Source organism: Solilutibacter silvestris (assembly GCF_050574925.1).
GTDB classification, from domain to species: domain Bacteria; phylum Pseudomonadota; class Gammaproteobacteria; order Xanthomonadales; family Xanthomonadaceae; genus Solilutibacter; species Solilutibacter silvestris_A.
The window spans coordinates 37,378-63,522 of sequence record NZ_JBCMOO010000006.1 but is presented as its reverse complement, the minus strand read 5'-3'; the positions used below and the strand labels follow the sequence as shown (position 1 = coordinate 63,522).

The window sequence follows — 26,145 nt, the reverse complement described above, 5'->3', positions numbered from 1 at the left end:
TCGGGGAATCCTGAACTAGGCCGCGATGGCGAAGCTTTCCCCGGCGATCAAGGCATCGAAATAGTCGGCGGTCAGGTGCAGCTGACGCTCGGGCGTTTCCGCGGCGTTGACCACCGCGCGGAAGGCCGCGTTCTCCGGGCGGTCCTTGGCATACCAGCCGAGGTGCTTGCGGGCGATGCGCACGCCCGAGACCTCGCCGTAGAACGCGTGCAGCGCGCGCAGGTGGCCGAGCAGGATCTCGCGGACTTCGGGCAGTTCCGGCGGGGGCAGCAGTTCCCCGGTCGCGAGGTAGTGGCCGATCTCGCGGAAGATCCACGGCCGGCCCTGCGCGGCGCGGCCGATCATGACCGCGTCGACGCCGGTATGGCGCAGCACTTCGGCGGCCTTCTGCGGCGAGTCGATGTCGCCATTGGCGATCACCGGGATCTTCAGCATGGCCTTGATCGCGGCGATGGTGTCGTACTCGGCGGTCCCGGTGTATTGCTGGTCGCGGGTGCGTCCATGCACCGCGAGTGCGGCGATGCCGCAATCCTCGGCGATGCGCGCGATCGCCGGGGCGTTGCGGTGATCGGCGTCCCAGCCGGTGCGGATCTTCAGTGTCACCGGGACATCGACGGCATTCACGACCGCACTGACGATATCGGCGACCAGCGCTTCGTCGCGCATCAGCGCCGATCCCGCCCAGGCGTTGCAGACCTTCTTGGCCGGGCAACCCATGTTGATGTCGATGATCTGCGCGCCGTGGTCGACGTTGTGGCGGGCGGCATCGGCCATGATCGCCGGCACTGTCCCGGCGATCTGCACGCTGATCGGCGCCGGTTCTCCATCATGGTCCATGCGCGTGCGCGACTTGCTGGTGTTCCAGAAGCGCGGGTCCGACGTCGTCATCTCCGACACCGCGAGGCCGGCGCCCAGGCGCTTGCACAACTGGCGGAACGGCTTGTCCGTCACGCCGGCCATGGGCGCGAGGATCGCGTTCGGTTCGATGCGGTGCGGGCCGATCTGCATCGTCATATTGTAGTGGTGACATGAAAAACCCGGCCGAAGCCGGGTTTCGTGGATCGAGAGTCGCGATGTGGCGTCAGGCGGTTTCGTCGACGACCGTGGCATCCGGCGCGTTCTTCTTCACCGATTCGATGCCGTTCTCGCGCGAGGCCACGCTTTCATACATCTCGCTGCTGCCGATGATCTGGCCGTTGCCCGCGACGAGATTGAAGTAGGGCTTGTCGTTGCTCGAGACCTTGCGCTCGTATTTGTCGTCGTCGGGCGCGTTCTTCTTCACCGATTCGATACCGTTCTTGCAGCCGCTCTTGTCGGCATAACCCTGGCTGGTCAGGATCACCTGGCCATTGCCAGCCTTGAGATTGAACTGGAACTCGCCGTTCTTGCGGGTGCTGATCTCGAACTTGCCTGCCATTGCCGGATTCCTGCGGGTTGGGTTGCGCAGGAATGTACTTCCGGGATGTCAGGGCGGCGTCAATGCGCGACGTTCAAGGTCGCGCCGCGGTCGTGGCGGTAGCGGAACAGCGGCACGAAGAGGATCGCCATCGCCAGCGAATAGAGCGCGAAAGTGACCCAGATCCCGTGCCAGTCCTTGATGCCATCGGCGCTGGTGAACCAGCGGTCGATCATCCAGCCGCTGATCGAGCTGCCCAGCACGGCGCCGATGCCGTTGGTCATCAGCATGAACAGACCCTGGGCCGAAGCGCGGATGCGCGGATCGCTCTGCTGCTCGACGAACAGCGAGCCGGAGATGTTGAAGAAGTCGAAGGCCATGCCGTAGACGATGCAGCTGAGGATGATCATCCACAGGCCCGGGCCGGGGTTGCCGTAGGCGAAGAGGCCGAAGCGCAGGAACCAGGCCACCATGCTGATCGTCATCACCGTCTTGATGCCGAAGCGGCGCAGGAAGAACGGGATCGCCAGGATGAACAGCGTTTCCGAGACCTGCGAGATCGACATGATGATCGCCGGGTACTTCACCGCCAACGAGCCGGCATAGGCCGGGTTCTTCTCGAATTCGCCGAGGAAGGTGCCGCCGTAGGCGTTGGTGAGCTGCAATGACGCGCCCAGCAGCATCGCGAAGATGAAGAACACCGCCATGTTGCGATCGCGGAACAGGCGGAACGAAGTCAGTCCGAGCACCTCGATCAACGAGCGGTTGTCGCCCGCGGTCATGCGCGGCGGCGCCGGCGGCAGGGTGAACGCATAGAGGCCGAGCAGGAAGGCGGCGCCCGCGGCGACATAGAACTGGCCCGGCGACTTTTCCAGCCCGAGCAGGCTGGTGGTCCACAGCGCGGCGATGAAACCGATCGTGCCCCAGACGCGGATCGGCGGGTAATCGCGGATCACGTCCATGCCTTGCTGCTTGAGCGCGTTGTAGGCCACCGCGATCGCCAGCGAGATGGTCGGCATGTAGCAGATCATCGAGCCGAAGATCAGCCAGAAGAACTGGTTGGGATTCGCGGCCTGCGGCAGCAGGCACAGGAAGATGCCGCCGAGGATGTGCAGCATGCCGTAGAGCTTTTCCGCATTGATCCAGCGGTCGGCGACGATGCCCATCAGCGACGGCATGAAGATCGCCGAGAAGCCCATGGTCGAGAAGATCGCACCGAAGCTGGTGCCGGACCAGCCGCGGTTTTCGAACCAGTAGCGACCGATGGTGATCAGCCACGCCCCCCAGACGAAGAACTGCAGGAAGTTCATCAGGGTGAGGCGCAGCTTCAGGCTCATGTCGTGTCCGGTCTTGGGTTCCCGGGACGGAGATTAAGCGATCTCAGCCGATCCCGCGCAGCGCAACCCATAGGCCCAGTGCCAGGAACACGATCGCCGCGGTAATGCGCGCCGCCTTCAACGGCAGCTTGTGGGCGAAGCGCGCGCCGAGCAGGACCACCGGCACGTCGGCGACCAGCATGCCCAGCGTGGTGCCGGAGATGACCTGCCACAGCGGCGAATACTTGGTGGCGAGCAGGGCGGTCGCGACCTGGGTCTTGTCGCCGATCTCGGCGAGGAAGAACGCGATCGTCGTCGCGACAAAGGCGCCATGCGCCGGCAGCTTGGCGTCGTCCTCGAGGGTGTCCGGCTTCAGGGTCCACAACGCGATGGCGATGAAGCAGACCGCGACCACCCAGCGCAGCACCTCGGGCGTGAGCCAGTGCGCGATCACCGTGCCCAGCCAGGCCGACACCGCGTGGTTGAGCAAGGTGGCGACGAGGATGCCGGCGATGATCGGCAGCGGCTTGCGGAAGCGCGCGGCGAGCAACAGGGCGAGCAATTGCGTCTTGTCGCCGATTTCGGACAGGGCGACGGTGCCGGTGGACACCAACAGCGAGGAGAAGGGCAGGTCGATCATGGGAGCTCCAAAGCCGGGCGCTGACAAAAGACGAAAGCGGACACGACGCTGCCCGGCCGGGTTGCGTCGCGCCTGCCTTCGGTCTTGTCCCATTGCCGGACTGGCGATGTCGTGCGCCATGGCGAGGTACCAATAAACGGCACGGCCAAGTATGTTGACGCACGCCCCGCGACGGATCGCGGCGGACGACTCCCCGAGGAAGGGGTGGACATAGTGTAGCCGCTAGACTGTCGGCCCGCCGCCGAGGAAACCGCCATGCAATACCGCCGCCTGGGTTCGACCGGCCTGCAGCTCTCGGCGCTGTCGTTCGGTGCGTGGATCACCTTCGGCGACCAGATTGGCCGCAGCGAGTCGCGCAACCTCATCGCCGCGGCGTGGGACCACGGCATCAATTTCTTCGACAACGCCGAGATCTACGCCCATGGCCGCGCCGAAGAGGTGATGGGCGATGTCATCGCCGACCTGCGGCTGCCGCGCGACGGCTACGCGGTGTCGAGCAAGGTCTATTTCGGTGCGCGCCCGAATCCGCTGCCGCTGCAGCGCGGCCTCTCGCGCAAGCACGTCTTCGACGCCTGCCACGCCGCGATGAAGCGCCTGCGCGTCGACTACCTCGATCTCTATTTCTGCCATCGCCCCGATCCGGACACGCCGATTGCCGAAACGGTCGCAGCGATGGATACGCTGGTGCGCCAGGGCAAGGTGCTGTACTGGGGCACGTCGGAATGGCCGGCGGAACTGATCGTCGAGGCGCACCGCATCGCGCAGTCCGGCGGCTACACGCCACCGGCGATGGAACAGCCGGAATACAACCTGCTGCATCGCCATCGCGTCGAACGGGAATACGCGCCGCTGTACGCCGATTACGGCATGGGCACCACGATCTGGTCGCCGCTGGCCTCGGGCATGCTCACCGGGAAATACGCGAATGGCGTGCCGGCCGATTCGCGGCTGGCCCAAAGCGACCACCAGTCCCTGCGCCATGAACTGATGGAGGATCGCGACGGTGGCACCCGCATCGCGCGCTCCAATGCCTTTGTCGCCATCGCCCGCGAAGCCGGCCTGTTGCCGGCGCAACTGGCGGTCGCGTGGTGCCTGCGCAATCCACATGTGTCGACGGTGATGCTCGGCGCCAGTCGTGTCGAGCAATTGCTGCAGAACCTGTCCGCCCTCGACTTGAAGGCGGACGATGCGTTGTGGGCGAAGGTCGAGGCGGCGACCGCCTCGACCTGACCTCGATCAGTCGACCTTGGGCGAAGCGGGCGTCGCGCCGTCAGGCGCGTCCTGCACGATCACGGTCTTGCGGCGTTCGATGCGCTGGCCGTCCTTGCCCGCATCCTTGACCCAGGACGGCGGGGTGTCGTTCGGGCCACCTTCCCAAGTCTGCGTCTTGCCGTCCTTGTCCTTCATCACGTAGCGGCGCTTCTCCACGACATGCGATGCATTGGACGGCATCGTGAGGAGGAAGGGCGCCGCGGCTTTCGGGACAGCGACCTGGACGCTGGCTTCCTTGCGATCGCGCAGATAGTCCACCGTCACCTTGATGTCGGCAGGTTGCGCGCGCAACGCGTCCATCGCTTCGCGCGGTGTGTTCACCGCCTTGCCGCCGATCGTGCGGATCACGTCGCCGGCCTGCAGCCCGGCGAGGTCCTTGCCGGTGCCGAGCACCAGCACGCCGCGATCCGTTCCGAAATAGCGACCCAGCCCGGCATCCACCGTGGCCAGGTTCACGCCGCTCCAGCGCAGGGCTTCGACCAGGGCGGGCATCTTGCAATCGCTACCCTTGCAGTCGCTGTTGATTCGCATGATTTCGCTGCGGACTTCGGGAGCGATCATGGTCATCTCGGCGCGATGTTTCGCCATGTCGGCATCCTTGGTATCGAACATGACGCGGTCGGCCTCAATAGTAAGAGGCTTTCCGACCCCATCCGAATAGAACCGGACATTGCCCTGCACTGCGCCACCATTTGCCGGTCCCGACACGACAAAGAAGCGGTCTGTGTCCTTTGGCGTCATCGTCGCGGTCGCCGTCTTGCCATCGCGCTCGTAGGCGAGGTTCACTGGTGTCTTCGCATCCGCCGACATCGCCAGCATCGCGCGCGCCTGCGCCACCCGCGCCTCGCCATTGGCGTTATCGATGGCCTTGTCGTTGATGCGGATGATGCGATCGCCGCCCTTCAAGCCAGCACCTGCCGCGGCGCTGTCCGGCGTCACGCCGACGATGCGCACGCCGGGCTTGTCGTCACCCGCCAGCAATACGCCGATCACGGGGCGACGGACTTCGCGCCGCTCGATCCGCATCGGCGCCATCGCTCCGCCGGATTTGCCCATCAGTTCTGCATAGCGTTGCGAAGCCTTTTCGAGATCGGCGCGGGCCGCGTCAAGTTCCTTTTGCTGGGCAGGCGTCATCGTGCTCTGTGCACCGGCGTTGCCGGCCAGGGCGATGCCGAGCGCGAGCGTCAGCGCGATGGGTTTTGGAAACATGTTCATGGTGTCCTCTCGGTCGATAAGTCGTGGGGATTCAATCGATGCTGACCAGCACGGCGTCATGGCGCTGGCCGCGTGCGGAATACAGGCGATCGGTGGCGGCGATGCCGACCAGCTGCTGCAGGGTGTCGATGCGCTGGTGCCACAAGGCGGCCCGCTGCTGTGGCTGCAAATCGGGCTGCGAAAGCCTGTTGTCGATGCGCGAGATCTGCGCGCCGAGATCGTCGCTCAATGCGGTGCTCACGCCGCCAGCCACCTGCTCGTCGCGGGCCATGGACAGCAAAGTTTCCAATTGTGCGGACTGGCGATACAGCGGCTCCAGCGCATCGCCTGTCGCGATTCGCCTGGTGGGCGATGCATGGCTGGCTTTCACGGCGGTTGCGACGTGCCGGCTGCGCGCCGGCGCGGGTTCGGGAATCGGATTGGCTGCGGGCATGACCGCCGCGGGTGTGGTGTCTGGTGTCGGCACAACCGTTTTCACCACGTTCGATTTCGCCGCAGGCGGCAGGGCAGGTCGCATCAACGCCAACGGGATCGCGACGGCGATCGCCAGCACGGCTGCCGCCGCCAGCCAGCGCGGCCAGCTCCGGCGCACATCCGGCGTCGATGCCGGCAGGCGTGCCTGGAGTCGCTCCCATCCCATCGGTTCCGGCGTTTCCGTCGGCAATGCCGAGAATGCTTCGGCCCAGTGGTTGTCAGGCATGGATGGCCTCCTTCGGCGAAGACGCGACTTCCACCTGCAGCAACTGCCGCAGGCGACGCGTTCCGCGTGCCAGTTGGGATTTGGAAAAACTCGCGCTGCGTTGCATCACAGCCGCGATTTCGTCGTGGGTATAGCCCTCGGCGTGATACAGCCACAACACGCTGCGCGTCACCGCGGGCAGGCTGGCGATCGCGCGCTGCAGCAAGGCGGCATCGGCTGCAGCTGGCGGCAATGGGCCGCCATCCATCAGCAGGTCGCAATCGGCATCGCCATCCAGTTCGAGCTCCAGCCGGCGTTGTCGCCGCAAATGCATCAGGGCTTCGTTCACCGCGATCTGGCGCAACCATCCCCAGAACGGGCTGCCGCCGTCGCCACGGAAGCCGGCGATCGCCGACCACGCCTTGAGCATCGTGTCCTGCAGCACCTCGTCCGCTTCGGCGCGATTGCCGCACAGGCGCAGCGCCAGGTTGAACACCGGCCGCTCGAACCAGCGATACACCTGTTCGAACGCCACGCGGTCGCCCCGCCGCACGCGGGCGAGCAGGGCGTCGGGCACGTCGATGGCGAAGGCGGAACGGCGGGTCATCTCATCCATCAGGATGCACCGAAGCGGAAAAGCGTCGCAGCCGGAACGCAATATTGTCCGCGGGCGGCCTTGCCTATACTCGCCACATATACATAGGTGAGGGGTGTTCCATGGGTGTGATTCTTGCTGCGGTCTTGCTCTTCGCGCTGGTGGTGCTGGTCGCCAAGGCGGTGCGGATGGTGCCTCAGGGATATGAATGGACGGTCGAGGCCTTCGGCAAGTACACGCACACGCTGTCGCCGGGCCTGCACTTCCTGATGCCGATCTACCAGGGCGTCGGCCGCAAGGTGAACATGATGGAACAGGTGCTGGAAGTGCCCAGCCAGGACGTGATCACCAAGGACAACGCGGTGGTCAAGGTCGATGGCGTGGTGTTCTTCCAGGTGCTGGACGCCGCCAAGGCCGCGTATGAAGTGGCGACGCTGGAGATCGCCATCCTCAATCTGGTGATGACCAACATCCGCACTGCAATCGGTTCGATGGACCTCGATGAATCGTTGTCCAAGCGCGACGAGATCAATACCAAGGTGCTGCTGGCGGTGGATCAGGCGACGCACCCATGGGGCATCAAGGTCAATCGCATCGAGTTGAAGGACATCGCGCCGCCGCGCGACCTGGTCGAGTCGATGGCGCGGCAGATGAAGGCCGAGCGCGAGAAGCGCGCCAACATCCTCGAGGCCGAAGGGTTCCGCCAGGCCGCGATCCTCAAGGCCGAAGGCGAGAAGCAGTCGGTCATCCTCGAGGCCGAAGGCAATCGCGAAGCGGCCTTCCGCGCCGCCGAAGCACGCGAGCGCCAGGCCGAGGCCGAAGCCAAGGCGACGCAACTGGTGTCCGACGCGATTTCCGGCGGCAACGTGCAGGCGATCAACTACTTCGTCGCCCAGAAGTACATCGAGGCGTTCAAGGCGCTGGCCGAGGCACCCAACCAGAAGTTCGTGATGATGCCGATGGAAGCATCTGGCGTCGTCGGTTCGCTCGCGGGCATCGCCGAACTGGCGAAGGAAGCGCTGGATCGCCAGCCGAGCGCGACTTCGCGTCCGCCGCTGCCGTCGCCGCGGAGCTGACGCCATGCGTATCGAAGTCATGGTCTGGGCCGGATTGGCATTGCTACTGTTCGCCGCGGAGGCGATGGCGCCGGGTGCCTTCATGCTGTGGCTGGGGCTCGCGGCTGCCGCCACCTTCGTGATCGTGCTGCTGGCGCCGGGCATGAGCGTGCTGGCGCAGGTGATCGCGTTCGCGATCCTCAGCGTCGTTGCCATCCTGATCTGGCAACGCTGGTTCCGTGGGCGTGGCCGCAGCAGCGACCAGCCCAAGCTCAATCGTCGCGCCGAACAACTGGTCGGCCAGGTCGTGCTCCTTGCCGAACCGATCGTCGATGGCCAGGGCCGCCTGCAGATCGCCGATGCGTTCTGGACCATCCGCGGTCCCGATGCCTCGGCGGGTACGCGCGTACGTATTGCTTCGACCGATGGCATGGTGTTGACTGTCGAGCCCATCGCCGGAGCTGAGTGAATGACATTCGGAAAACTTCGTCCCATCCCGAGGGACAGGTTTTCAGGGAAGAAAACGATCGTTGCAAGCTTTGCCGCACTGGCCATCGCGCTGGGCGGCTGTGCATCGACAACGCCGGCCGCGAAACCCGCCGCCGTCGTGCAGGACCAGGCAGCCGATCCTTACATCAGCGCACCGGATGCCGTCATACGCGCGGAGGCGGCGCCGACCCGGAATGTTTCCGGCGTCTTCGAGCTCACCGTGCGCTCGGTGTCCGTACGCGACGGCATCGTCCTGTTGAACTCGGAACGCGACCTGCGCAAGCCGGACCTGCTGGTGGTTGAAGTGATGCCGGCGGCGCAACGCGAGGTCATGGCGCATACCCGCAAGTCCGCCGCGCGCTACTTCCTTAACAAGCATCTGACCGTGCAGGGCGTGGCCCGGCGCGTGGTCGTGGGGCGATCGGGCAAGGGCAAGTCGGCGCCGCCGCGCTACGGCACCCGCGTGCAGATGGATCGCTTTGCCCAGGTGCTGACCATCCAGGATTGAGCACGGGTCCGATCGGGCCGGGACGGATGCGATAATTGCGGCTTTCCGCATCCGGACCCGGCCATGACCCAGAAGACCATTCTCAACGACACCCACCGCGCCATGGGCGCGAAGATGGTCGACTTCGGCGGCTGGGACATGCCGATCCATTACGGCTCGCAGATCGAGGAGCACCACCAGGTGCGTCGCGATGCCGGCATGTTCGACGTCAGCCACATGACCGTGGTGGACCTGCGTGGTGCGCGCACGCGCGAGTTCCTGCGCGCGCTGGTCGCCAACTCGGTCGACAAATTGCAGAAGCCGGGCAAGGCGCTCTACACCGCCATGCTCAATCCCCAGGGTGGCGTGATCGACGACCTCATCGTCTACTTCATGTCGGAAGACTGGTTCCGCCTGGTGGTGAATGCCGCCACCCGCGACAAGGACATCGCGTGGATCACCGCGCAGGCCCGCGCTTTCGACGTCGAGGTGAAGGAGCGTCCGGAGTTCGGCATGGTCGCCGTGCAGGGACCGAATGCCCGCGCCAAGGTGATCGAGCTCCTGCGCGAGGAAGATCGCGGGCCGGTGTCGAAGCTGGTCCGCTTCAGTGCCCGGGAGGCGAAGACGCTCGACGGCATCGACGTGTTCGTCGCGCGCACCGGGTACACCGGCGAGGACGGCTTCGAGATCATCGTGCCGGAAGATCGCACCGTCGCCTTCTGGAATGCATTGCACGCCGCAGGCGTCGCACCGGCCGGACTGGGCGCGCGCGATACCCTGCGCCTCGAAGCCGGCATGAATCTCTACGGCCAGGACATGGACGACACCGTGTCGCCGTACGAAGCCGCGCTCGGCTGGACGGTGGTGCTCGACGAGGGTCGCGACTTCACCGGTCGCAGTGTCATCGAACCGCAGGCGAAGTCCGCACCTCGCCAGATGATCGGCCTGGTGATGGACGAGAAGGGCGTGCTGCGCCACGGCCAGCGCGTGCTCACCGCGAATGGCGACGGCGAGATCCTCTCCGGCACCTTCTCGCCGACCATCGGCAAGGCCATCGCGTTCGCGCGCGTGCCCGCCGGCGAACCCGGCGACGTGCGCGTCGACATTCGCGGCAAGGAAGTCCCGGTGCGCGTCGTCAAGTTCCCGTTCGTGCGCGACGGCAAGATCCAGGACGGCATCTGATCGCCGTTGCGGCAACCGCCGTGGCAACCGTTAGACTATCTCCACCTTCCCCCTGAACCTGCAAACGCGGAGCACCCCATGAGCCAGGAAATCCCCGGTGATCTCAAATTCCTGAAGTCGCACGAATGGGTGCGCGTCGAGGGTGACGGCCGCGCCACCATCGGCATTTCCGACCACGCGCAGGAACTCCTGGGCGATCTCGTCTACGTCGAACTGCCTGCCGTCGGCGACACGCTGGAAGCCGGCAACGCCTGCGCGGTGGTGGAATCGGTGAAGGCGGCGTCCGACGTCTACGCACCGGTCAGCGGCAAGGTGCTCGAGGTCAACTCGGCGCTCACCGACAAGCCGGAGACGATCAACGAAGACGCCTATGGCGACGGTTGGCTGTTCGTCCTGCAGATGAGCGAGCCCGACCAGGTGAAGGAATTGCTCTCGCCGGACGATTACGAACAGGCGCTGGCCGACGACGAACACTGATCGTCGTCACGACATCGCTTCATGGCGAAGCCCGGTCATCGACCGGGCTTCTTCGTTTCGGCGAACACGTTTCGCGACCCGAAACGCATCGATGATGGCGATTAAAGCTTGCGCACTTTCGCGCAAATCGGGTGTTGCGATGCCGGAAATGGCGTCTTCGCGAAAAATATTTTCGATTCGATTTAACCGCCGTTGCCGGCGGTCGGCGGTCGCTGCGAAGAACGCGCCGGCATGTTCGTCGAAACGGCGCGAACGCAACGCTGAAAAAATTTCGACTTGAAAACAAGTCTTTTTTGAAATGCGTTTGCAAACATTGATGTGTCGTCCGATGCGATGGCGCCGATGAGCGGAGACTCGGCGAGCGATCCCGGACGGACTCGTTCGGGGCGGAGATGAAAAAAATTTCACGAAAGGTGTTGACACGGCGAAATCGTCTACTTACGTTTCGCCCAACTGGAGGGCGGTAACGCATCGAGTGATCGAACGCAAGTCCAACATGGGGATCCAAACGCGAAGCGCGCATGGCGCGGGCCGCCTTGTCTCCCCATCCAAGTCTTCCTCCCCATCCAATCGAATGCGGGATCGCGCAGCGTCGTTGTGCGCGGTTCCACACCCAATCCGTTCCGCGACTTCGGGCGCGACAACGGTCCGTGGCGGGTCCGACTCCCGCTGTGCGTATGAACCGGCCTGGCTGGTTCGTTACAACTCAAGACGAGGAGCCATCCAATGGCAATGAAGAAAGCTGCGAAGAAGGCCGCCAAGAAACCGGCCAAGAAGGCTGCCAAGAAGGCCGCCAAGAAGACTGTCCGCAAGGCAGCCGCCAAGAAGACGGTGAAGAAGGCCGCCAAGAAGACTGTCCGCAAGGCCGCCAAGAAGACCGTGAAGAAGGCCGCCAAGAAGACCGTCCGCAAGGCTGCCAAGAAGACCGCGAAAAAGGCCGCCAAGAAGACTGTCCGCAAGGCTGCCAAGAAGACCGCGAAGAAGGCCGCCAAGAAGACCGTCAAGAAGGCTGCCAAGAAGACCGTGAAGAAGGCCGCCAAGAAGAAGGCTGCCAAGAAGCCGGCCGCCAAGAAGGCCGCGAAGAAGGGTGGCAAGAAGCGCGCTGCCAAGAAGCCGGCTGCGCTGCCGATGATGCCGACCCCGATGATCTGATCATCGATCGCATCTGCAATACCTTGAAACTCCTTCCCGTCCGCGGGGAGGAGTTTTTTATTGCCTAGTCCTTGCCGGAACCGTTGTCGTCGTTGTCGGACGCGGACGCATTGCCGCCGGCGATGTCCGGTGACGTGCCGCCGGTGATGCTGTTGGGCACCCATGCCACCGACGGCAGGTTGAGCGCGCGGTCGAGGATGGTCGGCATCAGTCCCGACGGCAGCGAGCTCTCGCTGTTCCACAGGATCACCAGGCCGAGGTCGCGGTCGGGCAGCACCGCCATCGCGCCGCGATAGCCCTGCACGGCACCACCGTGGAAATACAACGGGTGGCCGGCATAACTCATCACGCGCCAGCCGAATCCGTAGCCGGCCGACTCGAGGCGCTCATGGCGCCAGCCGCTGCCGCGCAACTCGGTCGGCGTCGACACCTGCGCGGTGTGCAGCTGGCTGAGCACGTTGGCGGGCAACACGTCGGGGCGATGGCCGCTCTGGGCGATCATCCATTGCGCCATGTCGCTGATGCTGGCATTGACGCCGGCGGCGGGCGCCAGCTGGTAGAAGTTCGGCTTGGGCATCAGCGACCGCCAGCGACCGCCACCGCGCACGTGCGGCTTGGCCCAGCGCGGACTCGACTCGATGCCCTTCAGGCCGTAACTGGCGTCGTTCATGCCGAGCGGCTTGAACAGGCGCGTCTGCACGGCATCGGAATAGAAATTGCCGGTGGCGGCGAACACCACGTCGCCGATCAGGCTGAAGGCGACGTTCTGGTAGGCATAGCACTCGCCGGGCATGCACTTCATCGGCGCCGATGCCAGTTTCTGCACCGCGCTCGGGTAATCGGCATTGCCCTCGATGTCGCGATCGTAGGCATTGTGGGTCAGGCCGACGCGATGGCTCATCAGGTCGGCGACGGTGACGCTCTGGGTCGCGGCTTCCGATGGCAGGCGGAAGCTCGGCACATAGCGCACCACCGTGTTGTTCCAGGCGAGGCGGCCATCGTTGACCAGCAGGCCGGTCAGCGCGCTGGCGAAGGATTTCGACAGCGACGCGAGGCGGAACGTGGTGTGGGAATCGATCGGCTGCGGACGGCTGACATCGGTCACGCCGTAACCGCGCTCCATCAGCACCTGTCCGTTCTGGACGATGGCGACGGCGAGGCCGGGCACGCGTTCGCCGGCAACCAGCGCACGGGCGATGCGATCCACTTCACGCAGGTCGGCCTGCGATACCGAAGCGGTCGCCGATGGCATCGATGTCGGATTCGCCGATGGCAGGACTTGCGCCGGATCGGGGCGCGCCGGGGTCAGGGCGTTTTGCGCACCAGCAGTCGTCGTGACGAGCAACAGCGCCGGGATCAGGATGGACAGCATGGATTGACGCATGCGGCGGATCCCGGGACGCGGATTGTTCACGGCGAAGCTTCCAAAGTGGTCGTTGGCAGTGTAGTCACGCCGTCTGCGAATTGCATGAACAGGGGGGAGAAACACTGGATATCACCTTGATTTCAAAGGAGGGCTCCAGCCGATCAGGCCATCAATCGTTGTCGCCCTTCTCGTTCGGACGCATCAGGAAGTCGCGCAAGGCCTGGCGCTGGGTGGAGTACAGGCGGGGATCGCGTTGCGCGCTGCAGCTTGCCGGGTTGTTGGTCACGGCGATGTCGACGCCGCGGCGGAAGGCCTGGTCGCAACTCGCGGTCAGGCGCTCTTCCAGCATCTGGTAGCGCCAGCTGTTGACCGATACCCGCTTGCCTGCCTGGTGCAGTCGTGCAATGCGGGCGCCGGTCGCGAAGGTGGCGTTCATTTCGACCACCACGAGCTTGGAATCGTGCTGTGCGATTACCCAGTCGATGTCCTCGTCCTTGGTGGCCTTGTACTGCAGGTAGACGTCTTTCGAGACCGCGCGTGCCGCTGCGTATTTCGCCCGGTCGCCCTGGGTCTGGAAGTACACCTGGTCGAGCATGCTGGCGCGCGTGGCCAGCGCGATCGCGGGTGCGATCACATCCACTGTCTTGAATTCGGCGTCCAGGAAGATGTGCTTGCCCTTGGCGTGCGCCAGCACTTCCTCGAAGCGCGGCAGCGGGTCGCCCGCGGGCAAGCGGCATTGGCGGATTTGCGCGGAAGTCAGCGTGCGCGGTTCGCCGTGGCAGGTGCTCTTGGTCGCGAGATCGTCGTCGTGATAGACGAACACGTCACCATCGCTGGATGCGTGCAGGTCCATTTCCAGGATGTCGGCATCTCCGGCTGCCGTGGTGGCGTCGAATTGGCGTTGCACGTTCTGCAAGCCGAAATAGCCACCACGATGCGCCGCCACGTAGGTACGCCCCAGTGGGTGTTCGCTGATCTCGGGCGGCAGGCCTTCGGGCGTGCGGTATTTGGCGTACGCGCCGACGGTCCCCGACAACATCAGGGCAATCAGCAGGAGTTTGGCTTTCGACATGCATGGCCGGGGTGTGCGAATCCAAGTTCGCATCCTGGGGCCCGTGGCCTTCAATTTCCTTGCAACCGTGTTAACGTCGCGCAACGTCGAAACACGTTTGGCCGATGCCCGTCACAGATTCACAGCGCGTCCACCAGGGGGAATGGCCGGCGATGGCGCTGTCCTTCGTCTATTTCTTCTGCGTTCTTGCCGCCTATTACGTGATCCGGCCCGTCCGCGAGCAGCTGGCGGCCGCAGTCGGTTCCACCCAGTTGCCGTGGTTCTTCGCCGCCACCTTCGCCACCACCCTCGCGCTGACGCCAATCTTCGCGTGGCTGGTCGCGCGCTGGCCGCGACGGATCGTGGTCCCGGTGGTTTATCTGTTCTTCATCGGCTGCCTCGTCGCCTTCATTCCGTTGTTCGCCCGCGATGGCCTGATCTCGCCGCGCGCGCTCGGCATCGTGTTCTTCGTCTGGGTCAGCGTCTTCAACCTGTTCGTGGTCTCGGTGTTCTGGAGCTTCATGACCGACATCTGGGACGAGGGACAGGCGCGCCGCCTGTTTCCGTTGATCGGCGTCGCCGGCACCATCGGTGCGATCGCTGGTCCCGCGATCACCCGCGTGCTGGTCGATGTCATCGGCGTGGCGCCGTTGCTGGCGGTTTCCGCCGGTCTGCTCGGGATCGCGCTGTTGTGTGTGTTGCTGCTCGGACGCTGGTCGCAACGGCACGATCTCGGCAAGCAGCATCACAACCAGCCCGTCGGTGGCGGCATCTTCGATGGTCTGAAGCAGATCGTCGCGACGCCGTTCATGCGCAACATGGCGATCCTGATGCTGCTCGGCGATGCCATCGGTACGGTCGGCTATGCGCTGGTGACCGACTACTCCAAGGCGACGTTCCACGATGCGGTGTCGCGGACCCGTTTCGCCGCCGACCTCGACATGAGCACCAACCTGCTGATGATCCTGCTGCAGGTGACGGCAACGCGCTTCCTGTTGCCGCGCGTCGGCGCGGGCGTGGTCATCGCGGTGTGGGCGGTGATCGGCATCGCGGTGTGCATGGCGATGGCGATGTCGGGGGATCCCAACGTGCCGGTCTTCGCCGTCAGCCAGGAACAGGCAGCGGCATGGATTGCGCGCATCCCGGACGTCCCGATCCTGCGCAATCTCATCGCCCAGCCGATCGAATTGCTGCCGACGCTGTCGTGGGTGGTCCTGATGCTGCTGGTCACGCGCGCCACCGCTTACGGAATGATGCAGCCCGCGCGAGAGAGCCTGTATACGCTGGTGCCGCGCAGCTGGCGCTACAAGGGCAAGAATGCGGTGGATACCGCGGTCTGGCGTGCCGGCGACGTCGCCAGCGCATTGCTGGTCAACGTATTGAAATCGATCGGGGCTGCCGGCACGATCTTTGGCTTGACCGGCGCGGCGGCGATTGCCGTCTCCGGATGGATCGGCTGGCGTACAGCCGCGCAAGCGCAGGATGCACGCGATGCAGCAAGCACCGACTGAGCCGGATATCCCGGAAGAGGATCCGCCACTCGATCCCGCGACCGTCCTGCGCGAGCGCCGCTGGTTGCGGCGCGCGCTGTTGGCGACCACGGCGATCGTCGTTGTCTGTGGCCTCTATGCCTGGTTGTGGGAACCGCGCCAGCTGGTGGAACGCGATTACAGCCTGCGCCTGGCGAACTGGCCGGCGCAATGCGACGGCCTGCGCATCGACCAGATCAGCGACCTCCACACCGGGTCTTGGATGAACGGTATCGACAATGTCGATCGCATCGTCGCCAGGCTTTCGGCCAGCGACTCCGACGTCGTGGTGTTCACCGGCGACTACGTGATCCTGAGCGTGGTGCTGGGCAAGTACGTCGATCCCGCGACCATCGCCAACCATCTCGCGCCGTTGACGCAGAAGAAGGCGGTGTATGCCGTGCTCGGCAACCATGACTGGTGGGATGGCGGTCCCCGCGTCGAACGCGAATTCGAACGCGTCGGCATCCACGTGCTGGAAAACGAATCGACCCGCGTCGGCGTGCGCGATTGCGGTTTCAACCTGGTCGGCGTCGACGATCTCACCGCCGGCAAGCCGCAGCCGCTGGCCGCGTATGCGCGCATCGATCCGGGTTTGCCGACCGTGGCGCTCGAGCACGAGCCCGAAATGTTCCTGAAGTTGCCGGCCTCCACGTCGCTGGTGCTGGCGGGGCATACGCATGGCGGGCAGGTGAATCCGTTCGGCCTGCGCACGCCGTCGAAGTTTCGCGCGAAATCGGCAGCGCTGAGCGGCGAGTACCACGTTGGCGATCGCACGCTGTTCGTGTCGCCCGGCATCGGCACCAGCTGGTTGCCGTTGCGGATGGGGCGTTATCCGGAAATCTCGCGACTGACGCTGCGCAGCGAGCAGGCTGCGGCGAAGCAATAAAGCATCGTCCGGCTGAGCGCCTTTAGCGGTTATCCGCAGTGTCCGACACGCCGTGAATACGTCCATGTAGGCTCGACTCGGCATCCATGCCTCGTATGGTCGGCCACTACGGACGAACCGCACGGCGCCGCCGGTGGCGGGCTTTTCGCTTCTCTCTCAGAAAGCCACAACACGCGCGCGGAAGTGGGTGCGCCAGTCCGGTGCGCGGGCGTGACGCGCCATGGATGGCGCGTCCGAGCCTACATGGACGTATTCACGTCGTCCCGCGCACCGGATTGGCCTCCCGCTGAGACAGCGCGTGCCTTTGCTCCGCCTCCACTACCTTCGCGTACTTGAGGAAGGCATAGAACGCCTGCGTGCGCGCCGCGAAGAAGCCGGCCCAGCCATTGAGGAAATAGCGCTTGCCGACATACAGCTTGAGGAAGGCCAGCCACGGATACACGATCAGCCGCAGACCCATGAACGGCTTGCGCTTGCCGTGCGTGTGTTCGACCAGTCCGCTGGAGTAGCGGTTGATCTTCTCGACGCGGGTGGCAAGATCGGGTTCGCCGTAATGACGGAACACCACCGGCAGGTCGATCACGCGGCCATGCACCTCAGGCGCGGCGTGCACCGGCACCGAATTCATCCCGCCCATCGATTTTCGGAACAGCCGCAACTGGCGATTGCCGCGCGTGCCGCGATGCGGCCAGCACCAGAACAGCCATTCCTGGCGCTCGAGGCGATAGCCATCGGCGCGTGGCGTTTCCAGTTCGCGCGCGATCGCCTGCGCGGCAGCGCCTTCGACGAATTCATCGGCATCCAGCAACAGGATCCAGTCGTGTTGCGCGAGATCCATCGCCGCCTGCTTCTGCGGACCATAGCCGGCGAAAGGTTGCGCGTGGATGTTCGCGCCATGCGCGCGGGCGATCTCCAGCGTGGCGTCGTCCGATCCGGAATCGAGCACGACGATTTCGTCGCAGAACATCAGGCTGTCGAGGCAGCGCGCCAGCGTGGCGCCGTTGTTGAAGGTGGTGACGACGCCGGACAGCGGCGTGTGCATCAGCTGCCGGTCTCGCGCGACAACAGGCTGCCTGCATAGAGCGCCGCCAGCAGCAGGGTGATGCCGCCCCAGAACGCCGAGTACACCGCAAGATGGGTATTGAACGGGAACAACGTCACGCCCAACGCCAACATCGCCGGGCGCGCGCGCGCACGATCGTCGACGGAAGCGAAACGCCAGGCACGCCATCCCAGTGCGGCACCCGCAAGCCACAGGATCAATCCGATGATGCCGGTCTCGCTGAGGATTTCGAGGATCAACTGGTGCGCGTGCAACGCCGGGCCATCGCCCCAGGCGGCGCGCACGCCGGGCTCGGGATCGCAGGCCGGGAACGATTCGCGGAAATCGCGCGTGCCGACGCCATTGACCGGATGCTGGCGAATCATGCACACCGCCGCGCCCCAGATACGCAAGCGCCCGGCCGATGCCTCGTCGACATCGCTCTGGTCGCCCGCCATCGCCATGCGCGTGCGCTCGATGCGATCGTGGACCTGCGGCACGGTGAACGTGGCGACGATCAGCACCAATGCCCCGGCGCCGAACACGCCGAGCAGGCGCTTCCATCCCAGCACCGTCCAGCCCGACACCAGCAGCACCAGCGCGTAGCTGATCCACGACGCGCGCGATCCCGCCAACACGATCACCACGCCCACCAGCATCGCGATGAGCAACCAGCCGATCTGGCCCCACAGGCGCTTGGCGCCGTACAGCGCGAACGGCGACAAACTGGCGAGGACGATGCCGAGCTTGGGATTGCACGGACCCAGCGGCCCGGTGATGCGATCCGCACTGGCAATCGAACACATCGGGCGATGCTGGATCGCCTGCTTGGCCGCATCCAATGCCGAGAACCACGGGCTGTGGCCGGTCAACTGCTGGATCAACGCGTCGATGCACCACAGTCCGACGATCACGCCAAGACCGCCAAAGGTGATGCGTCGCGCGCGCGGCGTGGCGACGGCGATCGCCGCCAGCCACAGGAACGGCAGGTAACGCAGGCCGAGCAGGCTCTTCCTGATCGCCTGCCCCGGCTCCACCGCGTCGATGCTCGAGATCAGCTCGGGCAACCAGTAGGCGAAGAACAATGCCGTGGTCAACGCCCACGCCGGCGAACTGAGCAGGCGCGACGTGCCACGGAAACGCGCCCATGCCATCAGGCCAATGGTCGTCAGCGCACCCAGCGACAGGATCGCCTCGGCAATGCCCGTCGCCGGCAACATCGCGACATAGGCCAGCACCCAGATCGGCGCCCAGCGCCAACCGGTGGGATCACTGTTCTCGGGAGAATTCGTCGTAGACATCGAGGGTCGCTTGCTGCATCGCCGACAGAGTGTACGGAATCCGCTGCGGCAACGCCGGCGGGTGCTGGAGAAATGCCCGCGCGCATTCGGCCAGTGCGGTGCGATCGCCCGGCGCGATGCGCCCTTCCGGCTGCAAGGCCGCCAGCACTTCGCCGACGCCACCATGGTCCCAGCCGATCACCGGCACGCCGATGGCCAGCGCCTCGACCACGGTGCGCCCGAACGATTCCGGCTTGCGCGACACCTGCAGCACCAGGTCGCTGGCGCGATAGGCCTCGGCCATCGCCTGCGTCGGCTCGCTGATGGCGAGGGCATCGATCACGCCGAGATCGCGCGCATCGCGCTCCAGTTCGGCGATGTAATCGCTGCGTTCGGGTACACGCGCGCCCGGCATCCAAAGACGCGCATCGATGCCACCGCTGCGCAAATCTGCGAGCAGGCGCAACGCATCGGAATGACCCTTCAGGCGCGTGCCGCGGCCCGGCAACAACAGCAACGGCCCCTCGCCCGCCAACTGCGACCAGCGTTCCGCAAGCCGCGACCGTGCTTCGTGATCGACGCCATCCCGACGCGGATAGTGCAGTGGATCGATGCCGCGCGGAATCACCCGCAAGCGCGCCGGATCGGTCCTCGGGTAATGGCGCAGCACGTAATCGCGCACCGTCTGCGACACGCAGATCACGCGATCGCCGCGGGTCATGATCGCGCTGTAGCGCGACGGCGAATTCAGGCCGTGCACGGTGGTGACGAATCGCGGTTTCGCCGCGCCCATGCCGCGCACCGCCAGCCAGCCGATCCACGCCGGCAGTCGCGAACGCGCATGGACGATGTCGACGCGTTCCTCGCGCAACAGGCGTCGCAGCGCGCGCACGTGGCGAAACGTCAGCAACGACTTGCGGCCGATATCGAGCCGGATGTGGCGCGCCCCTGTCGCTTCCAGCGCAGGCTGCATGCGCCCTCCGGCGGAAACGACCAGCGCGCGATGACCGTTGCGCACCAGCGCCTCGGCGATTTCCAGGGTCGAACGCTCGACGCCACCGGCGTCCAGCGCCGGCAGCAATTGCATGACGGTCAGCGGCCTCGCGGCCACGCGGTCAGTCGACCAGGACGTAGATCTCACCGCAGTACGGGCATTCGACGCGCCCGCCTTCGGCTTCGATCGCGAGATAGACGCGCGGATGCGAATTCCACAGGCTCATCGACGGCAGCGGGCAGGACAGCGGCAGGTCGGCGCGGCGGACTTCATGCACGCGGGGTTGGCGCGGCGTGGAAGCGGATTGGGCGGCGTCGGTCATGGCGGCAGTACTGCGTGGAAAGGCGCCAGTGTATCAGCGCGGCACGTCGAAGCTCAGGACTTCGGACGCTTGGCTCGCCTGCAGGACCAGGCCATCGCGCGGCCCTTCCAGGCCGATGCCATCGCCACTGGCGATGTCCTGGCCGGCGATCGTCAGCGCGCCGTCCAGCACCTGGAGCCACAGGCCACGCCCGTCCACCACGTCCAGCGACACCGATTCGCCGGCGGCGAGCCGGATCGCGCGGATGCGGGCGTCCTGGCGGATCGCGATACCACTGCCGCCAACCAGATCCTGCCAGCGTCCTTCGCGCAGGGCGGGATCGAAATTCCGCTGCTCGTAGGCCGGCGCCGCATTGACCTGGTCGGGCTGGATCCACACCTGCAGGAAATGCACCGGGGCATCCGGCGATGCGTTGAATTCGCTGTGCTCGATGCCGTGGCCGGCGCTCATCCACTGGACGTCGCCGGCGCGGATCACGCCCTGGGTCCCGGTGCTGTCGCGATGCGCGAGCGCGCCGTCGAGCACGATGGAGACGATTTCCATGTTGGCGTGGCGGTGCGGCGGAAACCCGCCGCCGCCGGCAACGCGATCGTCGTTGATCACGCGCAATGCGCCAAAGCCCATCCACTGCGGATCGTAGTGGTGGCCGAACGAAAAGGTGTGGCGGCTGTCGAGCCAGTCGATCCGCGTATGCGGACGCTGGCCCGATCGCCGCAACAGCGCTTCGCTCATTTCTTCTCGCCGTGCGCTTCGGTGGTGATGCGCAGTTCAATCTCGTCGCCGATCATCGGCACGCCTTGGGAGATGCCGAAGGCCGTGCGCGAAATCGTCGTGCTGGCATCGAAACCGATCGCCGGCACCTTCATCATCTCCGCGATGCCGACCTTGTTGAGCTTGGCCTTCAGCGTCACCGGCTTGGTGACCCCATGCAGGGTCAGATTGCCCAGCACTTTCAGGTGGCCGTCCTTCATCGTCACCTTGGTGCTCTTGAAGGTCGCCGTCGGATATTTCTGGGCGTCGAAGAAATCGGCGCTCTTCAAGTGCTCGTCGAGCTTGGGCACGAAGGTGTCGATTTGGTCGATCGGAATCACGACCTCGACGGTGGATTTCTCCGGCATGGCTTCGTCGTAATGGATGGTGCCGGTAGCGCCACGGAAATTGGCGCTGGGGTTGGAATACCCCATGTGGTTCCAGCTGGCCAGCACCATGGTGTGGTTGGGATCGATCTTGTAATCGCCAGCGACAGCGGAACCGGCGACGGCGAGCAGCGACAGCAGTGCGAGCGGAAGCAGTTTCATGCGGGAGGATCTCCGGGGGAGGTGGACGTTCACTCGATGCGGCAGGCTTCGTCGAAAGACAGCCGTGGCGAACGCGGGAAAATGGAGGCCGGGTCGCCCTTGCCGAGGTTGACCAGGAAGTTGGATTTCCATTGCGTGCCGGCGAAGAATGCCGCATCGACCTTGGCGTTGTCGAATCCCGACATCGGGCCGCAATCGAGGCCGATCGAACGCGCCGCCAGCATCATGTAGGCGCCCTGCAGCGAACCGTTGCGCAGCGCCGGCACGAAACGCTTCTCCATCGCCGGGCCTTCGAACCAGGCGCGGGCATCGGTATGCGGGAACAGCAGCGGCAGCTTGTGGTGGAAATCGAGGTCGTAGGCGACGATCACCGTCACCGGCGCGGCCATGGTCTTGTCGTGGTTGCCGGCGTCCAGCGCCGGTTCGAGGCGTGCCTTGGCCTCGGGGCTGCGCACGAAGACGAAACGCGCCGGCGTGCTGTTGGCTGCGGTCGGGCCGTATTTCAGGAGGTCGTAGAGCCGATGCAGAGTGGCGTCGTCGATCTCGCCACCGAAGCTGTTGTAGGTCCGCGCCTGCACGAACAACTGGTCGAGGGCGGCGGCATCCAGTGGGTGGAACAGCGACATGGGCGAATCCCGAAAGAAAGCGTGCAGTGTATTGTTTTGGGGATGAATGCGCCGTCTTCAATCCCGTGACCGTGCTGGCCATCAGCGATGGCCGCGCCGGCAATGTCCGCCAGGCGCGCGCATTGGCCGACGCACTGGCGGGTGTCGAAGCACCACATCTGCGCATCGATGCGGCCGCGCCATGGCGCTGGCTGGCGCCACGACGCTTGCCCGGGACGGCACGGGGATTTGGCGATGCCTTCCCCGCTACCTTGCGCGACCCGCCGGCGATCGCGGTCGGCTGCGGGCGACAGGCGGCGCTGGCGACGCGCGTGCTGCGCGATGCCGGCGCGCGCGCGGTGCAGGTCCTCGACCCACGCATCGACCCGCGCCATTGGGATTGCGTGGTGGTGCCCGAACATGACCGCCTGCGCGGCGGCAACGTGTTGACGATGCTCGGCAGCCTCAACCCGATCGACGATCGCTGGCTGGATAACGTGCGTACGCACCACCCGCGCCCGCAGGCATGGGGCGATGGCCGATTGACAGCGGTCCTGCTCGGTGGCCCGACCTCTGCCGTGCCCATGTGGGCCAATATCGTCGCGGCCCATGCGGGAATACTGGCAGGCGATGCGGCAGTGAATGGCGGTCATCTCGCCATCTGCACATCCCCGCGCACGCCGCGCGACTGGATTCCCGGATTGCGCCAAGCCATTGCGGATACGCATGCCTCGCTGTGGACCGGGGAGCACGATGGCCCGAATCCCTATCCGATGTTGCTGGCCCACGCCGAACGCATCGTCTGCACGCCGGATTCGGTGAACATGCTGTCGGAAGCCTGCGCAACCACGGCCAGCGTCGAATGGTTGCCGTTCCCCGCCCAAGGACGCATCGCCGCATTCCTGGAATCCTTGCAGGCGCGCGAGCGGGCGCGCCCACTCGGCAGCACGCAGGCGACCAACCGGATTCCGTTGCGTGAAACCGCGCGGATCACCGCCGAGGTCAGCCTGCGCCTGCGGGAGCTGCGCTGAAGTCGAGGCCGTGCGCCTTGCAGGTTGCGCGAATCGCTTCTCGCGCCTTCTCGACCTCGTCATCCAGATGCACGCGCCGTGGCCGGCGATCGAGCGTGCATGCCAGTCCCAACGATGACAACGTGGCGTGGGCGCGCAACACATCACCAGCCGATTCCGCGGAAAGAATTCCCATCTTTGCCAATGCAGCGATCAGGTCGACGCTGCGTCGCGGCTCGCACAACGCGGGTTGCAGGTGGGCATGGCGCAGCACCAGCGCCTGCAGCAGGAATTCGAGATCGACCAGTCCGCCTTCGCCCTGCTTGAGGTCGAACCATTGCGCGTCGCCGCGATCGAGCTCGCGACGCATGCGCTGGCGCATGTCGACGACTTCCTTTGCCAGCGATGCAGGATCGCGCGATCGGCGCAACACTTCATCGCGCACACCCTCGAATGCGGCCGCCAGCAATCCCGCGTCATCCGCCAGTGCACAACGCGCGCGCACCAGCGCCTGGTGTTCCCAGGTCCAGGCGCGCTCGCGCTGATAGTCCGCATATGCCGCCAACGACGTCACCAGCAGGCCGCTGGCGCCGTCGGGGCGCAGGCGCACGTCGACGTCGTACAACCGTCCGGCGCGAGTCGGCGTCTGCAACAGCGACACGATGCGCTGTGCCAATCGCGCGAACCAACGTGCGGCGTCAAGCGGACGCGCACCATCCGACTGCGCGGCAGGATCGCCGTCATGCAGGAACACCAGATCGAGATCGGAACCGAAGCCAAGCTCCTCGCCACCGACGCTGCCGTAACCGAGGACGACGAAACGCGCACCGGGGATTTCGCCATGCGACTCGGCGAGGCCCGAACGCGCCAGCCGCACCACCGCTTCGACCACCGCATCGGCCAGCCACGCCAACTGTTGCGTACTCGCGCTCGCCGACTGCTGCCCGTCGAGGACCGCCAGGGCGATGCGGAAGCTCAGTGCCTGACGGGTTTCGTTGAGCAGGGCCAGCGACGATTCGACATCGCCATCGCCCTGCGCCAATGCGCGCAGGCAAGCCGCACGCATCGCGGCGGCATCCGCCAGTTCACCGGCGGCTCGGCGATCCAGCAACTCGTCGAGCAGGACTGGATAGGCGGCCAGGCGTTCGCCCAGCAGGGCGCTGCGCGACAAGGCATCGACCAATCGCTCCAGCGCCTGCGGCTGTTCGTCGAGCAGGGCGAGGTAATTGCTGCGTTTCAGCACGTTCTGCACCAGCGACAACGCGCGCGGCAACGCCACATCCGGCTGCAACGCACGCCCGCTGGCCGCGAGCAATGCCGGCATCAGGCGATCCAGCCTGCTCCGCGCGGCATCGGACAACGCCGTCGGCGCCAGGCCACGCACGAACTGGCGCAGCTGGTGATCGGCCGTTTCCACATCGGCATATCCGGCATTGGCCAAGGCGACCGATTCGCCACCCTCGGGCAATCCGAGCCAATAGGCCTGCAATTCGCCGTCACCGTCCTCTTCGCGCCTGCCGCCGAGCAATTCGGCGAATTCCGCGGAAACATGCGTGCGATGGGCATCGAGCTCGGCCAGCAATGCCGGCCAGTCGCCGTACCCCATCGTGATGGCGATGCGCCCGCGATCCTCGTCGTTGTCTGGCAATCGGTAGGTCTGGGCATCGCGCAACATCTGCAGGCGATTTTCCAGTCGCCGCAGGAACAGATAATCGTCGCGCAGCGCCATCCCTGTCTGCGCCTCAATCTGTCGCTGCGCGATCAGCACTTCCAGCGATGCCAGCAAACCGCGCGTCTGCAATTCCGGCTCGCGACCGCCACGAATCAGCTGCAAGGCCTGCGCCAGGAATTCGATCTCGCGGATGCCGCCGGGCCCGCGCTTGATGTCGTCCTGCATCTCGCGGCGTTCGACCTCTGCGGTGATCATTGCCTTCATCCCGCGCAAGCCTTCGAGCGCGCCAAAATCGAGATAGCGTCGATAGACGAACGGCCTTAGCGTCCGCAGGAAAATCTCTCCCGCCGCGAGGTCGCCCGCCACCGGACGCGCCTTCTGCCAGGCGTAACGCTCCCAATCGCGGCCTTCGCGCTGGAAATACTGTTCGAGCGCGGCGAACGACCAGGCGACGCGACCGGCACTTCCGTAAGGACGCAGGCGCAGGTCAACACGGTGGCTGAATCCTTCCGCGGTGACTTCGTCCAGCAGCTTCGCCAACTGCTGCCCGAGCCGCGCGAAATACTGTTCGGCCTCCAATGGCCGCGCGCCATCGCTGCTGCCCTCTTCCGCATAGGCATAGACGATGTCGATGTCGGAGGAGAAATTGAGTTCGCCGCCGCCCAGCTTTCCGAGCGCGAACACCACGAGGCGTTGCACGTTGCCATCGACGGCACGCACCTGACCATGCCGTTCGACGAATGCCGATTCCAGCGCGGCCAACGCGGTCGTCAGGCAGGTTTCCGCGAGCACACTGCTTCCATGCAACGTGTCCTCGACGCGATCCAGACCGAGCACGTCGCGCCAGATCAGCCGCGTGGATTCCGCCTGCCGGTAGCGCCGCAACAGCGATGGCCATGATCCGGCGTCGTCCGCCGCCAATATCGGAGCTGGGAACGGCACGGCGCCATCGTCGCGCAACAACGCCTGCAGCACCCCGGGTTGGCGCCGGCATGTCTCGATCGCGAAATCGCTTGCGGTGGCGACCGCGCGCAATTTCGCCAGCGCCGCGGCATCCGGTGCGAGCGTGGTCAGATCGAGCGTGGCGAGGACGGCATCAGGGTCGAACATCGCCACATGATGCCGCAGTTCC

At 65.4% G+C, this 26,145-nt stretch carries 28 protein-coding genes; 10 read left to right on the top strand and 18 right to left on the bottom strand.

Annotated elements, in window-relative coordinates:
* Positions 1–15: 15 nt before the first annotated feature.
* The 4 genes from dusB to ABE093_RS11530 all read right to left on the bottom strand — a co-directional run bounded on the left by dusB (position 16) and on the right by ABE093_RS11530 (position 3,352).
* Positions 16–1,008 (bottom strand): tRNA dihydrouridine synthase DusB, encoded by a 993-nt coding sequence (gene dusB / locus ABE093_RS11545; RefSeq protein ID WP_430761142.1) that lies wholly within the window; start codon positions 1,006–1,008, stop codon positions 16–18.
* 73 nt (positions 1,009–1,081) lie between these two features.
* On the bottom strand, positions 1,082–1,417 hold the full coding sequence (locus ABE093_RS11540) for a YegP family protein (protein ID WP_430761051.1): 336 nt from the start codon (positions 1,415–1,417) through the stop codon (positions 1,082–1,084).
* Between the two features lie 59 nt (positions 1,418–1,476).
* A complete protein-coding gene (locus ABE093_RS11535; RefSeq protein ID WP_430761050.1) occupies positions 1,477–2,733 on the bottom strand; it encodes a nucleoside permease in 1,257 nt (418 codons plus the stop codon).
* 43 nt (positions 2,734–2,776) lie between these two features.
* Positions 2,777–3,352: a TMEM165/GDT1 family protein gene (locus tag ABE093_RS11530; RefSeq protein WP_430761049.1), complete on the bottom strand. Its 576-nt coding sequence runs from the start codon at positions 3,350–3,352 to the stop codon at positions 2,777–2,779.
* A gap of 255 nt (positions 3,353–3,607) precedes the next feature.
* On the opposite strand from ABE093_RS11530, the gene ABE093_RS11525 reads away from it, so the two are divergent.
* Positions 3,608–4,582 carry an aldo/keto reductase gene (locus ABE093_RS11525; protein WP_430761048.1) on the top strand — a complete coding sequence of 325 codons (975 nt, stop codon included), beginning with the start codon at positions 3,608–3,610 and terminating at the stop codon, positions 4,580–4,582.
* Between the two features lie 6 nt (positions 4,583–4,588).
* Here the strand turns inward: ABE093_RS11525 and ABE093_RS11520 are convergent, their stop codons facing one another.
* Genes ABE093_RS11520 through ABE093_RS11510 form a run of 3 tightly spaced genes read right to left on the bottom strand, consistent with a single transcriptional unit; the run spans position 4,589 to position 7,125 of the window.
* Positions 4,589–5,839: a PDZ domain-containing protein gene (locus ABE093_RS11520; RefSeq protein ID WP_430761047.1), complete on the bottom strand. Its 1,251-nt coding sequence runs from the start codon at positions 5,837–5,839 to the stop codon at positions 4,589–4,591.
* Positions 5,840–5,870: 31 nt separating this feature from the next.
* Positions 5,871–6,539 (bottom strand): hypothetical protein, encoded by a 669-nt coding sequence (locus tag ABE093_RS11515; RefSeq protein ID WP_430761046.1) that lies wholly within the window; start codon positions 6,537–6,539, stop codon positions 5,871–5,873.
* Entirely contained in the window at positions 6,532–7,125 is a 594-nt protein-coding gene (locus tag ABE093_RS11510) for an RNA polymerase sigma factor (RefSeq protein WP_430761045.1), read from the bottom strand. Before ABE093_RS11510 ends, ABE093_RS11515 begins: the two co-directional genes overlap by 8 nt.
* A gap of 110 nt (positions 7,126–7,235) precedes the next feature.
* Here ABE093_RS11510 and ABE093_RS11505 point away from each other — a divergent pair, with 110 nt between their 5' ends.
* The 5 genes from ABE093_RS11505 (at position 7,236) to gcvH (ending at position 10,803) form a co-directional block, all read left to right on the top strand.
* Entirely contained in the window at positions 7,236–8,189 is a 954-nt protein-coding gene (locus tag ABE093_RS11505) for an SPFH domain-containing protein (protein WP_430761044.1), read from the top strand.
* 4 nt (positions 8,190–8,193) lie between these two features.
* The gene (locus ABE093_RS11500; RefSeq protein ID WP_430761043.1) at positions 8,194–8,637 is read left to right on the top strand and encodes an NfeD family protein; all 444 of its coding nucleotides are present in this window, start codon (positions 8,194–8,196) and stop codon (positions 8,635–8,637) included.
* Complete coding sequence (locus tag ABE093_RS11495) at positions 8,638–9,165, top strand: hypothetical protein (RefSeq protein WP_430761042.1); 528 nt, start codon at positions 8,638–8,640, stop codon at positions 9,163–9,165.
* Positions 9,166–9,228: 63 nt separating this feature from the next.
* Positions 9,229–10,326 (top strand): glycine cleavage system aminomethyltransferase GcvT, encoded by a 1,098-nt coding sequence (gene gcvT, locus ABE093_RS11490; protein ID WP_430761041.1) that lies wholly within the window; start codon positions 9,229–9,231, stop codon positions 10,324–10,326.
* Positions 10,327–10,404: 78 nt separating this feature from the next.
* On the top strand, positions 10,405–10,803 hold the full coding sequence (gene gcvH, locus ABE093_RS11485; protein WP_430761040.1) for a glycine cleavage system protein GcvH: 399 nt from the start codon (positions 10,405–10,407) through the stop codon (positions 10,801–10,803).
* Between the two features lie 6 nt (positions 10,804–10,809).
* Here gcvH and ABE093_RS11480 read toward each other — a convergent pair whose 3' ends face one another.
* Entirely contained in the window at positions 10,810–11,226 is a 417-nt protein-coding gene (locus ABE093_RS11480; RefSeq protein ID WP_430761039.1) for a hypothetical protein, read from the bottom strand.
* A gap of 303 nt (positions 11,227–11,529) precedes the next feature.
* On the opposite strand from ABE093_RS11480, the gene ABE093_RS11475 reads away from it, so the two are divergent.
* Positions 11,530–11,955 carry a hypothetical protein gene (locus tag ABE093_RS11475; protein WP_430761038.1) on the top strand — a complete coding sequence of 142 codons (426 nt, stop codon included), beginning with the start codon at positions 11,530–11,532 and terminating at the stop codon, positions 11,953–11,955.
* 64 nt (positions 11,956–12,019) lie between these two features.
* On the opposite strand, the gene ABE093_RS11470 is transcribed toward ABE093_RS11475, so the two are convergent.
* Positions 12,020–13,339, bottom strand: coding sequence for a serine hydrolase domain-containing protein (locus tag ABE093_RS11470; protein WP_430761037.1), 1,320 nt, complete (start codon positions 13,337–13,339; stop codon positions 12,020–12,022).
* Positions 13,340–13,490: 151 nt separating this feature from the next.
* Positions 13,491–14,393, bottom strand: coding sequence for a glycerophosphodiester phosphodiesterase family protein (locus tag ABE093_RS11465; RefSeq protein WP_430761036.1), 903 nt, complete (start codon positions 14,391–14,393; stop codon positions 13,491–13,493).
* A 104-nt stretch (positions 14,394–14,497) separates the two neighbouring features.
* Here ABE093_RS11465 and ABE093_RS11460 point away from each other — a divergent pair, with 104 nt between their 5' ends.
* Complete coding sequence (locus ABE093_RS11460; RefSeq protein WP_430761035.1) at positions 14,498–15,883, top strand: NTP/NDP exchange transporter; 1,386 nt, start codon at positions 14,498–14,500, stop codon at positions 15,881–15,883.
* The gene (locus ABE093_RS11455) at positions 15,864–16,790 is read left to right on the top strand and encodes a metallophosphoesterase (RefSeq protein ID WP_430761034.1); all 927 of its coding nucleotides are present in this window, start codon (positions 15,864–15,866) and stop codon (positions 16,788–16,790) included. The genes ABE093_RS11460 and ABE093_RS11455 overlap by 20 nt, the downstream gene beginning before the upstream one ends.
* A 253-nt stretch (positions 16,791–17,043) precedes the next feature.
* Here ABE093_RS11455 and ABE093_RS11450 read toward each other — a convergent pair whose 3' ends face one another.
* Genes ABE093_RS11450 through ABE093_RS11420 form a run of 7 tightly spaced genes read right to left on the bottom strand, consistent with a single transcriptional unit; the run spans position 17,044 to position 22,346 of the window.
* Positions 17,044–17,832 (bottom strand): glycosyltransferase family 2 protein, encoded by a 789-nt coding sequence (locus ABE093_RS11450; RefSeq protein ID WP_430761033.1) that lies wholly within the window; start codon positions 17,830–17,832, stop codon positions 17,044–17,046.
* Positions 17,832–19,133 carry an O-antigen ligase family protein gene (locus tag ABE093_RS11445; RefSeq protein WP_430761032.1) on the bottom strand — a complete coding sequence of 434 codons (1,302 nt, stop codon included), beginning with the start codon at positions 19,131–19,133 and terminating at the stop codon, positions 17,832–17,834. The genes ABE093_RS11450 and ABE093_RS11445 overlap by 1 nt, the downstream gene beginning before the upstream one ends.
* Entirely contained in the window at positions 19,102–20,199 is a 1,098-nt protein-coding gene (locus ABE093_RS11440) for a glycosyltransferase family 4 protein (protein ID WP_430761141.1), read from the bottom strand. Before ABE093_RS11440 ends, ABE093_RS11445 begins: the two co-directional genes overlap by 32 nt.
* 28 nt (positions 20,200–20,227) lie before the next feature.
* Entirely contained in the window at positions 20,228–20,428 is a 201-nt protein-coding gene (locus ABE093_RS11435; RefSeq protein WP_430761031.1) for a zinc-finger domain-containing protein, read from the bottom strand.
* Between the two features lie 33 nt (positions 20,429–20,461).
* Complete coding sequence (locus tag ABE093_RS11430) at positions 20,462–21,160, bottom strand: pirin family protein (protein WP_430761030.1); 699 nt, start codon at positions 21,158–21,160, stop codon at positions 20,462–20,464.
* Entirely contained in the window at positions 21,157–21,726 is a 570-nt protein-coding gene (locus ABE093_RS11425) for a YceI family protein (RefSeq protein ID WP_430761029.1), read from the bottom strand. The genes ABE093_RS11430 and ABE093_RS11425 overlap by 4 nt, the downstream gene beginning before the upstream one ends.
* A 29-nt stretch (positions 21,727–21,755) precedes the next feature.
* The gene (locus tag ABE093_RS11420; RefSeq protein ID WP_430761140.1) at positions 21,756–22,346 is read right to left on the bottom strand and encodes a malonic semialdehyde reductase; all 591 of its coding nucleotides are present in this window, start codon (positions 22,344–22,346) and stop codon (positions 21,756–21,758) included.
* A gap of 71 nt (positions 22,347–22,417) precedes the next feature.
* Here ABE093_RS11420 and ABE093_RS11415 point away from each other — a divergent pair, with 71 nt between their 5' ends.
* Positions 22,418–23,362, top strand: a complete 945-nt coding sequence (locus ABE093_RS11415) for a mitochondrial fission ELM1 family protein (RefSeq protein WP_430761028.1) — start codon at positions 22,418–22,420, stop codon at positions 23,360–23,362.
* Here ABE093_RS11415 and glnE read toward each other — a convergent pair.
* Complete coding sequence (gene glnE, locus ABE093_RS11410) at positions 23,334–26,123, bottom strand: bifunctional [glutamate--ammonia ligase]-adenylyl-L-tyrosine phosphorylase/[glutamate--ammonia-ligase] adenylyltransferase (RefSeq protein ID WP_430761027.1); 2,790 nt, start codon at positions 26,121–26,123, stop codon at positions 23,334–23,336. The genes ABE093_RS11415 and glnE overlap by 29 nt on opposite strands.
* Positions 26,124–26,145: the final 22 nt, after the last annotated feature.

Coding starts and splice junctions, on each gene's coding strand:
- glnE (WP_430761027.1), bottom strand. CDS start 26,123: ATGTTCGACCCTGATGCCGTCCTCGCCACGCTCGATCTGACCACGCTC.
- ABE093_RS11475 (WP_430761038.1), top strand. CDS start 11,530: ATGGCAATGAAGAAAGCTGCGAAGAAGGCCGCCAAGAAACCGGCCAAG.
- ABE093_RS11530 (WP_430761049.1), bottom strand. CDS start 3,352: ATGATCGACCTGCCCTTCTCCTCGCTGTTGGTGTCCACCGGCACCGTC.
- ABE093_RS11515 (WP_430761046.1), bottom strand. CDS start 6,539: ATGCCTGACAACCACTGGGCCGAAGCATTCTCGGCATTGCCGACGGAA.
- ABE093_RS11460 (WP_430761035.1), top strand. CDS start 14,498: ATGCCCGTCACAGATTCACAGCGCGTCCACCAGGGGGAATGGCCGGCG.
- ABE093_RS11430 (WP_430761030.1), bottom strand. CDS start 21,160: ATGAGCGAAGCGCTGTTGCGGCGATCGGGCCAGCGTCCGCATACGCGG.
- ABE093_RS11450 (WP_430761033.1), bottom strand. CDS start 17,832: ATGCACACGCCGCTGTCCGGCGTCGTCACCACCTTCAACAACGGCGCC.
- ABE093_RS11445 (WP_430761032.1), bottom strand. CDS start 19,133: ATGTCTACGACGAATTCTCCCGAGAACAGTGATCCCACCGGTTGGCGC.
- ABE093_RS11500 (WP_430761043.1), top strand. CDS start 8,194: ATGCGTATCGAAGTCATGGTCTGGGCCGGATTGGCATTGCTACTGTTC.
- ABE093_RS11470 (WP_430761037.1), bottom strand. CDS start 13,339: ATGCGTCAATCCATGCTGTCCATCCTGATCCCGGCGCTGTTGCTCGTC.
- ABE093_RS11440 (WP_430761141.1), bottom strand. CDS start 20,199: ATGCAATTGCTGCCGGCGCTGGACGCCGGTGGCGTCGAGCGTTCGACC.
- ABE093_RS11520 (WP_430761047.1), bottom strand. CDS start 5,839: ATGAACATGTTTCCAAAACCCATCGCGCTGACGCTCGCGCTCGGCATC.
- ABE093_RS11455 (WP_430761034.1), top strand. CDS start 15,864: ATGCAGCAAGCACCGACTGAGCCGGATATCCCGGAAGAGGATCCGCCA.
- gcvT (WP_430761041.1), top strand. CDS start 9,229: ATGACCCAGAAGACCATTCTCAACGACACCCACCGCGCCATGGGCGCG.
- ABE093_RS11505 (WP_430761044.1), top strand. CDS start 7,236: ATGGGTGTGATTCTTGCTGCGGTCTTGCTCTTCGCGCTGGTGGTGCTG.
- ABE093_RS11540 (WP_430761051.1), bottom strand. CDS start 1,417: ATGGCAGGCAAGTTCGAGATCAGCACCCGCAAGAACGGCGAGTTCCAG.
- ABE093_RS11435 (WP_430761031.1), bottom strand. CDS start 20,428: ATGACCGACGCCGCCCAATCCGCTTCCACGCCGCGCCAACCCCGCGTG.
- ABE093_RS11465 (WP_430761036.1), bottom strand. CDS start 14,393: ATGTCGAAAGCCAAACTCCTGCTGATTGCCCTGATGTTGTCGGGGACC.
- ABE093_RS11425 (WP_430761029.1), bottom strand. CDS start 21,726: ATGAAACTGCTTCCGCTCGCACTGCTGTCGCTGCTCGCCGTCGCCGGT.
- ABE093_RS11510 (WP_430761045.1), bottom strand. CDS start 7,125: ATGACCCGCCGTTCCGCCTTCGCCATCGACGTGCCCGACGCCCTGCTC.
- gcvH (WP_430761040.1), top strand. CDS start 10,405: ATGAGCCAGGAAATCCCCGGTGATCTCAAATTCCTGAAGTCGCACGAA.
- ABE093_RS11525 (WP_430761048.1), top strand. CDS start 3,608: ATGCAATACCGCCGCCTGGGTTCGACCGGCCTGCAGCTCTCGGCGCTG.
- ABE093_RS11535 (WP_430761050.1), bottom strand. CDS start 2,733: ATGAGCCTGAAGCTGCGCCTCACCCTGATGAACTTCCTGCAGTTCTTC.
- dusB (WP_430761142.1), bottom strand. CDS start 1,008: ATGCAGATCGGCCCGCACCGCATCGAACCGAACGCGATCCTCGCGCCC.
- ABE093_RS11495 (WP_430761042.1), top strand. CDS start 8,638: ATGACATTCGGAAAACTTCGTCCCATCCCGAGGGACAGGTTTTCAGGG.